Source organism: Streptomyces sp. PTY087I2, from assembly GCF_001687325.1.
Lineage (GTDB): Bacteria > Actinomycetota > Actinomycetes > Streptomycetales > Streptomycetaceae > Streptomyces.
In genome coordinates, this window is record NZ_LZRD01000067.1 from 1 (window position 1) to 11,738 (window position 11,738).

9 protein-coding genes are annotated in these 11,738 nt (G+C 72.2%); 3 read left to right on the plus strand and 6 right to left on the minus strand.

Going from position 1 to position 11,738, the window contains the following annotated elements:
• Window positions 1-310: 310 nt before the first annotated feature.
• The gene (locus A3Q37_RS34910) at window positions 311-1,024 is read left to right on the plus strand and encodes a PspA/IM30 family protein (protein ID WP_065491205.1); all 714 of its coding nucleotides are present in this window, start codon (window positions 311-313) and stop codon (window positions 1,022-1,024) included.
• 57 nt (window positions 1,025-1,081) lie between these two features.
• On the opposite strand, the gene A3Q37_RS34915 is transcribed toward A3Q37_RS34910, so the two are convergent.
• The 5 genes from A3Q37_RS34915 to A3Q37_RS34935 all read right to left on the minus strand — a co-directional run bounded on the left by A3Q37_RS34915 (window position 1,082) and on the right by A3Q37_RS34935 (window position 6,174).
• A complete protein-coding gene (locus tag A3Q37_RS34915) occupies window positions 1,082-3,649 on the minus strand; it encodes a SpoIIE family protein phosphatase (RefSeq protein ID WP_065491206.1) in 2,568 nt (855 codons plus the stop codon).
• A 214-nt stretch (window positions 3,650-3,863) separates the two neighbouring features.
• Window positions 3,864-4,307 carry an ATP-binding protein gene (locus tag A3Q37_RS34920; protein WP_065491208.1) on the minus strand — a complete coding sequence of 148 codons (444 nt, stop codon included), beginning with the start codon at window positions 4,305-4,307 and terminating at the stop codon, window positions 3,864-3,866.
• 140 nt (window positions 4,308-4,447) lie between these two features.
• On the minus strand, window positions 4,448-4,852 hold the full coding sequence (locus tag A3Q37_RS34925) for an NUDIX domain-containing protein (RefSeq protein WP_065491210.1): 405 nt from the start codon (window positions 4,850-4,852) through the stop codon (window positions 4,448-4,450).
• A gap of 125 nt (window positions 4,853-4,977) precedes the next feature.
• Window positions 4,978-5,178 carry a hypothetical protein gene (locus A3Q37_RS34930; protein ID WP_065491212.1) on the minus strand — a complete coding sequence of 67 codons (201 nt, stop codon included), beginning with the start codon at window positions 5,176-5,178 and terminating at the stop codon, window positions 4,978-4,980.
• A 243-nt stretch (window positions 5,179-5,421) separates the two neighbouring features.
• Window positions 5,422-6,174: a GntR family transcriptional regulator gene (locus A3Q37_RS34935; RefSeq protein ID WP_065491214.1), complete on the minus strand. Its 753-nt coding sequence runs from the start codon at window positions 6,172-6,174 to the stop codon at window positions 5,422-5,424.
• Window positions 6,175-6,456: 282 nt separating this feature from the next.
• Between A3Q37_RS34935 and A3Q37_RS34940 the strand changes: the two genes are divergently transcribed.
• Complete coding sequence (locus tag A3Q37_RS34940; protein WP_065491216.1) at window positions 6,457-7,875, plus strand: glycoside hydrolase family 18 protein; 1,419 nt, start codon at window positions 6,457-6,459, stop codon at window positions 7,873-7,875.
• A gap of 104 nt (window positions 7,876-7,979) precedes the next feature.
• Here the strand turns inward: A3Q37_RS34940 and A3Q37_RS34945 are convergent, their stop codons facing one another.
• Window positions 7,980-9,572, minus strand: a complete 1,593-nt coding sequence (locus A3Q37_RS34945) for a S8 family peptidase (RefSeq protein WP_065491218.1) — start codon at window positions 9,570-9,572, stop codon at window positions 7,980-7,982.
• A 229-nt stretch (window positions 9,573-9,801) separates the two neighbouring features.
• Here A3Q37_RS34945 and A3Q37_RS34950 point away from each other — a divergent pair, with 229 nt between their 5' ends.
• Window positions 9,802-10,914: a threonine synthase gene (locus tag A3Q37_RS34950; protein WP_065491220.1), complete on the plus strand. Its 1,113-nt coding sequence runs from the start codon at window positions 9,802-9,804 to the stop codon at window positions 10,912-10,914.
• Window positions 10,915-11,738 lie beyond the last annotated feature (824 nt).

An 11,738-nucleotide genomic window follows, 5' to 3' on the forward strand; every position in this document is an offset into this window, starting at 1 on the left:
TTCGGGGGCGGGGGCCGGGGCGGGGGCATGGGCGGCGGCTTCGGCGGCGGGCGGTCCGGCGGCTTCGGCGGCGGCCGGGGCGGGGGGTTCGGCGGCGGACCGGGCAGTTTCGGCGGCGGCGGAACCCGGGGGCGGCGGGGCGGTGGCGGCCGCTTCTGAGACGACCGGGCCTCACTCTCCTCCCTCTCCTCATCCCTCATCCGTATCGGCGATTTCCCCGTATCAGCGATTCCCGCGTATCCCGATCCCCGTAGCAGCGATTCGCCCCTACCAGCGATATCAGCGATCACGACTTCCAAGGAGCCATCCCATGACCAAGCAGACCATCCTCGGCCGCGTCACCCAGCTCGCCAAGGCCAACATCAACGCCCTCCTCGATCAGGCCGAGGACCCGCAGAAGATGCTGGACCAGCTGATCCGGGACTACACGAACAACATCGCGGAGGCCGAGCAGGCGGTCGCGGCCACCATCGGCAACCTCCGGCTGATGGAGCAGGACCACAAGGAGGACGTCGAGGCGGCGGCCGAGTGGGGCGGCAAGGCGCTGGCGGCCAGCCGGAAGGCCGACGAGCTGCGCGGGGCCGGGTCGGTGGCGGAGGCCGACACGTTCGACAACCTGGCGAAGGTGGCGCTGGGCCGGCAGCTCCAGTCCGAGCAGGAGGCGAAGACGGCGGAGCCCACCATCGCCTCGCAGACGGAGGTCGTCGACAAACTGAAGACCGGGCTCGACCAGATGAAGGCCAAGCTCGCCGAACTCAAGGCCAAGCGGGACGAGCTGGTGGCGCGTTCGAAGTCCGCCCAGGCGCAGAACCAGATGATGGACGCGGTGAAGAACATCGACGTCCTCGACCCGACGAGCGAGCTGAGCCGGTTCGAGGACAAGGTGCGGCGCGAGGAGGCGAAGGCCCTGGGCAAGCAGGAGCTGGCCGCCTCCTCGCTGGACGCGCAGTTCGAGCAGTTGGACAGCCTGGGCGACAGCGCGGAGATCGACGCCCGGCTGGCGGCCCTGAAGACGGGCTCGTAAGCCCCCGGGGACGGAGCGGGACCCCGGGGGCCGGGGGGCAACCCCGGGGGCCGGGGGTCAGTACATGCTCAGCAGCTGCTCCACCGACAGCTCCGCGGCCGGTTCCCCGTCCGGCAGGGCCAGTTCGAACCAGACGGTCTTGCCGCGCGGGGTGCGGCGCGAGCCCCAGGCGGCGCTGAGCAGGCCGACCAGCTGGAGCCCGCGGCCGCCCTCGTCGGTGTCGCGGGCCCGGCGGCGGCGCGGCTGGACGAGGCCGGCGTCCCAGACCTCGCAGACCAGGGTGCGGTCACGCAGCAGCCGGAGCCGGATCTCGCCCTCGCCGTAGCGCAGGGCGTTGGTGACCAGTTCGCTGACGAGGAGTTCGGTGGTGTCGACCAGGTCGTCGAGGTCCCAGGAGAGCAGCTGGGTGCGGGCCAGCTCGCGGGCCCGGCCGACCGAGCGGGGCTCGCGCGGCAGCGTCCAGTCCCCGACCGCCTCCGCGGGCAGCCCCTGGATGCGGGCCATCAGGAGGGCGATGTCGTCCTCGCCGTGCCGGGTGTCGAGGGTGGAGAGGACGAAGTCGCAGGCGTCCTCCAGCTCCATCTGCGGACCGGTGAGCACGGACCGCAGCGCCTCAAGCCCCTCGTCCAGCGGCTGGTCCCGGGACTCGACCAGGCCGTCGGTGTAGAGGGTGAGCAGGGCGTTCTCGGCGAGCTCGACCTCGACCTCCTCGAACGGCTCGCCGCCGACGCCCAGCGGCATGCCCGGTGGTACGTCGATGAGCCGGGCGGGCCGGCCGGGTTCGACGACGGCCGGGGGCATGTGCCCGGCGTTGGCGAACGTACATCGCCGGGTGACCGGGTCGTAGACCGCGTACACGCAGGTCGCGAGGTACACCTCGGAGAGGTCCGCCTCGCGGGACTTCTGCGCGGCGCGGGAGGGCCACTGCGCTCCCCCGCTGCCGCCGAGCCCCTCGCTGCGCTCGCCGCCGCCCGGGGAGCCGAGGCCGCGGGCGACCTCGTCGAGGGCGGAGAGCACTTCGGCCGGCTCCAGGTCGAGGAGGGCCAGGGTCCGCACGGCGGTGCGCAGTTCGCCCATGGCGACGGCGGCGCGCAGGCCGCGCCCCATGACGTCGCCGACGACGAGGGCGGTGCGGTGGCCGGGCAGCTCGATCACGTCGAACCAGTCGCCGCCGACCTCGGTCGCGGTGTTGCCGGGCAGATAGCGGCAGGCGATGTCGAGTCCGGCGGCCTCGGGGTCGCCGGGGGGCAGCAGGCTGCGCTGGAGGATCAGGGCGCGTTCGTGCTCGCGGCGGTAGAGGCGGGCGTTGTCGATGCAGACGGCGGCGCGGGCGGCCAGTTCGGTGGCGAGCGCCCGGTCCCGCTCGCCGAACGGCTCGCTCCCCTTCGTCCGGGAGAACTGGACGAGGCCGACGACGGTGTCGTGGGCGACCATCGGCACGGCGAGCGTCGACTGTACGAAGCCCATCTCGTCGCCGGGGACGTCCTCGACCCGGCCGGAGCGCAGTGCGACGGCGCAGGGCGAGCCGAACGGGAAGCGGTGGACGGAGCCGAGCGCGGGCGGCAGATCGTCGGGGCCCGGGGGGCCGCTGCCCGCCACGGCGGTGGGCAGGGCGTCGGCGACCGCGCTGGCGTGGGCGACCCGGCGCAGCTCCGCCGAGCCTCCGGCGGACTCGCGGTGGGCGGGCGCCCAACTGCCGGGCGCGGCCTCCTCGCCGGTGAGGAGGCCCTGGTAGAGGTCGACGGCGGCGAGGTCGCAGAAGCCGGGCACGGCCACGTCGAGCAGTTCGCGGGCGGTGGTCTCCAGGTCCAGGGAGTTGCCGATGCGAGCGCTGGCCTCGTTGAGGAGGGCGAGGTTGCGGCGGGCGCTGGCGGCCTCGCGGGCGGCGATGTGCCGGCGCGTGACGTCGGTGGCGAGCCCGGCGATACCGACGGGGCGGCCGGCCCCGCTGTGCACCCGGTAGAGGTTCATCGACCAGTGGCGGCGCTCGGTGGTGCCGGGGGCGGTGCCGACGAGCTGGAGGTCGGTGACCGACTCCCCGGTCTCCAGGACCCGTTTCAGGGTGGCGGACAGCCGGTCGGCCTCGGCCTGCGGGAGATAGTCGTCCACCGTGCGGCCCCGGTGGTCCTCGGCCGCGCCGCCGAAGACCGTGGCGAAGCGCTGGTTGGCCCGGACGACCGCGAAGTCCGTGCCGAACAGCACGAAGCCGAAGGGAGATTGGCCGAATATGGCTTGTGACGCGGCGAGGTCGGTCTCGATGCGCCGCAGGGCCCGGACGTCGACGACGATACAGAGCGCGGCCCGCTCCCCCTGCCCCGTCAGACTCGGCATCACATAGACCTCGGCGACGCCGTGCGCCCCGCCCTCGCCCGGCATCCGGAACGGGACGAGGCCCGTCCACTCCTTGCCGTCGAGGATCTCGCCGACCCGCCGGTGGCCGTCCGAGCGCAGCTCGGCGGGCATGAAGGCCTCCACCGGGTCGCGGCCGATCGCCTCGGTCGAGGCCATGCCGAACAGCGCGGCGGCCCGGCTGCTCCACTGCTCGATCAGACCGTCGGGGCCGATCGAGAAGGAGGCCACCCTGATGTAGTCATAGATCGAGCCGGGCGGGCTGTTCTGCCACACGACGTCACCGGCCGTCCCGACGGCGTCGCCCGTCGTCCCAGGTATTTCGCTCACGCGACCGTCCCCTCCAGCTCACACACCGGACCGGTCCTGCCCGCAGTATTCAGCACTACGGCCCCGACCGACACGGCGTTCACGATCACAGCACGGTCTCAGTCCCTTTCAGCCAGGTTCTGCCCGACCTCTGGTGATCGCTGTGCTTCCCTCCACTCTCCTAACCAGGGAGAGCCAGCTCGAACCACACGGTCTTGCCGCTCTTTCCGCGACGGGTCCCCCAGCGACGTGCGGAACAGGCCACGAGCTGGAGTCCGCGGCCGCCTTCGTCGTCGGGTCCCGCACTGCGTTCGGTGGGTGGATCCGGAAGCGGATCGGAGACTTCCACCAGCAGTCCCGGGGTGGCGGGCGGTTGGTCGGCGGGGGGAGGGTCCCCGTCGGGGTACGTACGGGCCAGGCGTACGCCGATGGGGCCGGAGGCGTACCGCAGGGAGTTGGTCACCAGTTCGCTGACGAGGAGGACCGCCAGGTCGCCCACCACCGCGTCGAGCCCCCAGGAGCCCAGCGCGCCCCGGACGGCGTGCCGGGCGCTGCGCACGGAACCGGGCTCGGCCGCGAAGGTCCACTCGGCGCAGTCGCCTTCGGTATCGATCACGCCGATCACTTCCCAGGGACGACCGCGGGCGCACCCCCTGTGCAAATGGGGACTAAACAGCCCATACCCACCATTGATTGCTCACTACCGCGCAACCGGGTGTTTGGTGCAGACGGCCGTACGCCCCACTCCCGTCACGGGCCGGCGGGTCAGCTCAACGCGCCCGTCGCCCTGAGGTCGTCGAAGAGCAGCTGGTCCACGGGCGGCACGAGAGCCCGGTCGGCGAAGGAGAACCAGGCCATCTCCTCGATCTCGCTGCTCGCGGAGAGCGTGCCGCGGTAGTCGCCGTAGTAGCAGCTCATCCGTACGACGGGGGCGCCGGGCCGGTCGTCGACGGGGGCCTCGTACGTCCCGGCGTGGACGACGGTCTCCCGGATCAGGCCGACCGTCAGCTCCTCCTCGATCTCCCGCAGGAGGGTCTGGAGATCGGTCTCCGCGCCCTCGCGTTTGCCGCCCGGGATGTAGAAGACGTCCTTGCCCCGGGGGCGCGCACAGAGGATCCTGCCGCCCTCGATCCGCACCCACGCCACCGTGTCGATCAGCACCGACGTCACTTGCTCACCACTCCGTCATCGCTCCGCCCCGCTCGCGGCGCCGTTCCTGCGGGCTCACGCACCCCGGGTCGGAGCGGACCCTACCGCCCGGGGCCGGGACGGGACGGCAGGGGGTGGTCCGTCCGTCAGGGGCCGGCTCCCTGGCCCACGCGCTCCACCCGGTAGACCTGATGGTGATGGCGGTCGTCGAGGCCGTCGGCGACCTTCTGGGCCTCGGCCTGCGTGGCATACCGGCCCACACGGTAGCGATTGCCGCCGTCGTCCTGCCGTATCACCTGCCACGGGAGCACGGCACCGCTCTCGCTCATCGTGTCGCTCCCCCGCATATCGCCCCTCTCCCCACCGGCGTGCACGTCTCTAAGGATCCCCAGGAAACCGCAGTACGCATATGCCCGAGCGTACGCCTGACCTTCACTCAGTGCAGGCGTCTTTACACAAAGAGATACACATCCGGCCATCACGAAAGGGGCGCATCCACAGGATGCGCCCCCTTGCCCCCCACTTACGTGCCCCGCATCACGCTCACCTCATGACCGCCCGACGGCTGTCCGACGCGGCGTCACCCCGCCTCATCTCACCGGCAGGTGGTAGGCGACCCGGTACCGGTCCGCCGGGATGACGACGTCGGCCGTCTCCACGGCCCGGCCCGACGCGTAGTACGTACGCCCGATCACGATGACCACATGCCCGGGCACTCCGCCGAGCGCCAGGAGCTCCTCCGCCAGCCCCGGACGCGCACCCACCTCCTCGGCGACGTTGTCCACGACGATGTCGATCGCGGCCATCCGGTCGACCACCCCGCAGCCGCCCAACGGGCCCTCCTCCGGCAGCATCACGGGCGTGCGGCCCGTGATGGCGAGCGGCTCCCAGGAGGTGGAGAGCATGATCGGCTCGCCCGCCTCCCGGAAGACGTAATGGGTGCGCATCACCCGGTCGCCCGGTTCGATGCCCAGCCGCTCGGCGATCTCGGGGCTCGCCCCCTCCTGCTCGCTGCTGGACTCCCAGGTCCCGCGCGCCCCCTCGGCCGTCTGCTCCTGGCGGAACGGGCTGGCCCCCTTGTCCGGCCGGTAGCCGGAGCGGGCGATCATGCGGGGCACGGGGCGCTCGCGCACATAGGTGCCGGAGCCGGAGCGCCCCTCGACCAGCCCCTCCGCCATCAGGACCTTCCGCGCCTCCAGGGCGACGGTGTCCGAGACCCCGTACTCCTCGCGGATGCGGGCCTGCGACGGCAGGCGCGTATGGGGCGGCAGCGCGCCGTTGACGATCTTCTCCCTGAGATCGCTCGCCACGCGCAGATAGGCGGGCTGCTCACCGAAAGTCACAGGCCACTCCCAACAGGTTGACAGTCTGCGACAGCCTGACAACCGTGGGTTGTATACCGCAAGCGTAGGCCAGAGTTTCACCCGATGTGATGATCTCGCGGCGGTCCACGCATACCTCCGGCCCCGCATCTCTCCCCCTCGCCGCCCCCGTCCACGCGCCCCCGTCCACGCGTCCGTGAAGTGCGGCAACTCCCGTACTCTTGACCATTTTTGGTCCAGACCAATACCTTCCCTGTGCACAGCACGGCTCTCCCCCGCCCCTTCCGCACAGGAACGAGCCCCATGCGTCGAAGAAACCTGTCCCGAATGACCATCGCCGGCGTCGCCCTGGCCCTGCTGGCGGGCGCCGCGCCCGCGGCCACGGCCGGTACCGGCCACGACCGGAACGGCGGCGGCGACCGCGGCAAGGGCCACCAGCGCCCCGCGTACAAGAACATCGGCTACTTCACCCAATGGGGCGTCTACGGGCGCGACTTCCAGGTCAAGGACCTGGACACCAGCGGGGCCGCGGCCAGGCTGACCCACATCAACTACGCCTTCGGCAACGTCAGCGCCGAGGGCAAGTGCTTCACCGGCAACATCCCCGGCCAGGCCGACGCCTGGGCGGACTACGCCCGTCCGCTCGACGCGGCGGGATCGGTGGACGGCGTCGCCGACACCGACACCCAGCCGCTCGCGGGCAACTTCAACCAGCTGCGCGAGCTGAAGGCCAAGCACCCCGGCCTCAAGGTCATGATCTCGCTGGGCGGCTGGAGCTGGTCCACCCACTTCTCCGACGCGGTCCGCACCGCGGCCTCCCGCAAGGCGCTCGTCGCCTCCTGCATCGACCTGTACATCAAGGGCAACCTCCCGCAGGACGGCGCACGCGGCGGCGACGGCGCGGCGGCCGGGCTCTTCGACGGCATCGACGTCGACTGGGAGTGGCCCGGCTCGGCGGCCAACGAGGGCACCGTCTTCCGCCCGGAGGACAAGAAGAACTTCACCGCCCTGATCCACGAGTTCCGCGTCCAGCTCGACGCGTACGCGAAGAGCGAGGCGAAAGCCGAGGAGAAGGCCGCCGCGCAGAACAGGGGCAAGGGCCACCACAAGCCGAAGCCGAAGCCCAAGCACTACGACCTGTCGGCGTACGTTCCGGCCAACCCGAAGGCCATCGACGCGGGTTTCGACGTGAAGCGCCTCATGAAGGACTTCGATTTCGTCAACATCCAGGGCTACGACTACCACGTCTCGGGTGAGAAGAAGACGGCCCAGCAGTCGGCCCTGTACGCGCGGAACGACTTCAGCGTGGACCGGACGGTGCGGGACTGGGTGCGCCGCGGTGCGCCGAAGCACAAGATCGTGGTGGGCATGCCGACGTACGGCCAGGGCTGGACCGGCGTGACCGGCGGCGGTACGGGCATGGGGCAGCCGGCGACGGCCCCGGCTCCGGCCACCTGGGCGGCGGGCTACGAGGACTACAAGGTCCTCAAGAAGCTGGCCGCTTCGGGGACGTACAAGATCCACCGCGATGCGAAGAACGGCCACGCGTGGCTGTTCGACGGTACGACGCTGTGGACGTACGACGACCCGCAGGTGCTGCGCGCCAAGGCCTCGTACGTCCGGGACCAGGGGCTCGGCGGGGCGATGTTCTGGTCGCTGGACGGCGACACGGAGAACGCCGAGCTGGTCACCGCGGTCGACCGCGCGCTCAACCGCCGCTGAGCGGCCGAAGGGGCCGGGACGGTCGCACGACGCGACCGCCCCGGCCCTTCTCACACTGCATCACGCTGTCTCACGCGGTTCGGTGGTTCACCGCCGGGGCGGGATCAGAACTGGAGCGCCCAGCTGTTGATCCGGCCGGTGTCGTACGTCCAGTTGTCGGTGACCCGGAGCTTCCAGGTGCCGTTGGCGACGACGGAGGAGGCGTTGACGGTGTACGTGGTGACCACGTCGTCGCTGCTGCCGCCCGAGCCGAACGCCTTCAGGTTGAAGACGGTGCCGTTCGGCGCGACCAGGTCGATCTTCAGGTCACCGATGTAGGTGTGGGAGATGTTGACCGGGACCTGGAGCGCGGCCGGGGCGTTGCCGGTGATCCCGGTGACCGTGATGGGCGACTCGACGGTCGAGTTGTCGTTGATCGGGTACCCGGTGGTGTTCTCGAACTTCTTGGGGTCCGGGTCCGGCGGGTTGGTGCTGCCCGTGCCGACGTACAGCAGGCGGTTGGGCGATCCGGTGCCCGGGTTGCCGACGACGCCGGTGGTGGCGGCCGCGACGAGTCCGGCGGAGACCTGGGCGGGGGTCGAGCCCGGGTTGTCGGCGAGGTAGAGGGCGGCGGCGCCGGCGACGTGCGGGCTGGCCATCGACGTACCGGAGATGGTGTTGGTGGCGCTGTCGCTGGTGTTCCACGTCGAGGTGATCGAGGAACCGGGCGCGAAGATGTCCACGACCGCGCCGTAGTTGGAGAAGCTGGAGCGGGCGTCGGTGTTGGTCGTCGAGCCGACCGTGATGGCGTCGGCGACGCGCGCGGGGGACTTCGTGTTCGCGTTGGTCGACTCGTTGCCCGCCGCGACGGCGTAGGTGATGCCCGAGTTGATGGAGCGCTGGACGGCCGCGTCGAGGACGGAGTCCGCGCCACCGCCGAGGCTCATGTTGGCGACGGCGGGCTTGACGGCGTTGGCCGTCACCCAGTCGATACCGGCGACGACCTGCGCGGTGGTGCCGGAGCCCTGGTTGTTGAGCACCCGGACGCCGACGATCTTCGCCTTCTTGGCGACGCCGTAGGCGGTGCCCGCGACGGTGCCCGCCACGTGGGTGCCGTGGCCGTGGCCGTCCTGGGCGACGTTGTCGTTGTCGATGGCGTCGTAGCCGTTGAAGGCCCGGCCGCCGAAGTCGCTGTGGCTGATCCGTACCCCGGTGTCGATGACGTAGGCGGTGACGCCCTCGCCGGCCTTGTCGGGGTAGGTGTAGCGCTGGTCCAGCGGGAGGTTCCGCTGGTCGATCCGGTCGAGCCCCCAGGAGGGCGGGTTGGTCTGGGTGGCGGAGACCGTGAAGGTGCGGTTCTGCGAGACGGACGCGACGGCCGGGTCGGCGGCGAACCTCTTCGCCTCCGCGGCGGTGGCCTCGACCGCGTAGCCGTTGAGGGCCGCGCGGTAGGTGCGTTCGATGCTCGCGCCGTACTTCTTCGCGAGGGCCTTGCCCTGGGCGGAGTCCGACTTCGCGGCCGAGTCCTTCAGCGTGACGATGTAGCTGTCGCTGATGGTGCCCGGAGCGTCCGCGTTCAGGATCACGCCTTCGGGTGCGCGCTCGGCCGCGGTCGCCGGAAGGGCGGCGGTGGCGAGGGCGACGGCGGCTGCGGTGGCTATGACGGTCGCCGCGGCGAGTCTTCGACGGGCCTGGGGGGTTTGACGCGTCACTGACATGTGAGGGGTCCTCCTCATAGGCGGTGCTCTGGTGGGGGGTGGTGCCGGAGCCGCACGACCGGCTCCCGGCAGGGGCATGACAAATCAGCCATCGGAACGCCCTGCGTTCTGCGTCGTCAGGTGAGCGGCATGCCCTGCTGCCAGCGAAAGATTGACCGATCCATGGCGAACTCACAAGGGTGCCTTGAGGTGTTCCCTACGCACGCCATTCACCCGCCATATGCCTGACATGCTGGCGAACATGAGGATCTTTCACTGTCCGGTGGACGGGACGCGATCACCGATTACCGCTCTGACCTGGTGCTGTCCGGTCTGCCGGGGGCCCTGGGACCTCGACTTCACCCCCGCGCGGGGGGTCGGGGTGAACGCGCTTTCCGGCCGGATCGATTCATTGTGGCGTTACAAGGAATTCCTCCCGCTCGACACCTCGGCGATCTCCCTGGGCGAGGGACGCACCCCTCTCGTGCCGCTCACGGACACCGTTTCGGCGAAGCTCGACTATCTGATGCCGACGCTCTCCTTCAAGGACCGGGGCGCGGTGATGCTCGCGGAGCTGGCCCGGCGGCTGGGCCCGGACCGGGTGGTGGCGGACAGCACGGGCAACGCGGGCACGTCGGTCGCGGCGTACTGCGCGCGGGCCGGACTGCCGTGCACGGTGTACGTCCCCGAGGGCACATCGCCCAAGAAGACCGAGCAGATCCAAGCCCACGGCGCGCGCCTGGTGGCCGTCCCGGGCGGCCGGGAGGCGACCGCGCTGGCGGCCCGCGCGGCGGCGGACGAACCGGGGGTCTTCTACGCCTCGCACGTCTTCAACCCGTTCTTCCTGCACGGGACGAAGACGTACGTGTACGAGCTCTGGGAGGACCTGGGCGGCCGGCTGCCGGACGCACTGGCGGTCCCGGTCGGCAACGGCACGCTGCTGCTGGGCGCGGCGCTGGCGGTGTCCGAACTGCACGCCCTGGGCCTGATCGAGACGCGCCCCCGCCTGATCGCGGTCCAGGCGGAGGCGGTCTCCCCACTGGCCGCGGCCTTCCACGCGGCCGCGGACGACCTGCTTCCGGCAACCCCGCCCGCCCCCACGCTCGCGGAGGGCATCGCGATCCCCCGCCCACCGCGCGCCCGCCAGATCCTGGCGGCGGTACGGGCTTCGGGCGGCACGTTCCTGACGGTCCCGGAGGACGCCATCCGCGAGGCCCAACGGGACCTGGCGGCACGCGGCCTCTACGTGGAGACGACGGGGGTGGCCTGCTGGGCGGCGGTACGGGGTGGGGGCGACGCGGTTGGGGGCAGTGTGGTGGTGCCGCTGTGCGGGGCGGGGCTGAAGACGGGGATGGCGGGGTAGGGGCCGGGGGCCTCCGGGTCGGGGGCCTCCCCGGCGGCCGGGCGACCCCGTGGGGCCTCGGCCGGGCGGCGGGCGGGGGCCGGGGGCGGACCATCCATGACAGCAGCCTGACGCCCCGGCCCCGACCCCGGGATGCGGGCCCGCATCCCGGGGGTGCGGGTCCAGCAGCGGTCCCTCGGCCCGTGGAGCCAAGGGCTCCCGGGCCGGGGGCCTCCCCGGCGACCGGGCGACCCCGTGGGGCCTCGGCCGGGCGGCGGGCGGGGGCCGGGGGCAGACCATGACAGCAGCCTGACAACCCGCACCCCGGGCCCGGGATGCGGGCCCAGCGGCGGCCCTGCGGCCCCCGTGCGGCCTCGGCCCGGCGGAGCCTCGACCCGGCGGAGCCAAGGGCTCCCGGGCCAGGGGCCTCCCCGGCGGCCGGGCGGCCCGTGTGGCCTCGGCCGGGCGGGCCACGGGCCCCCGGGCCAAGCGCCTCCCCGGCAACCGGGTGGCGGGCGGGGGCCAGGGCCGGGGGCGGACCATGACAGCGGCCTGACAACCCGGCCCCGGGCCCGGGATGCGGGCCCAGCGGCGGTCCCGCGGCCCGGCGGAGCCTCGACCCGGCGGAGCCAAGGGCTCCCGGGCCGGGGGCCTCCCCGGCGACCGGGCGACCCCGTGGGGCCTCGGCCGGGCGGCGGGCGGGGGCCGGGGGCGGACCATGACAGCAGCCTGACAACCCGCACCCCGGGCCCGGGATGCGGGCCCAGCGGCGGTCCTGCGGCCCCGTGCGGCCTCGGCCCGGCTGGGCCAAGGGCCTCCGGGCCAGGAGCCCTCCAGGCCACGAG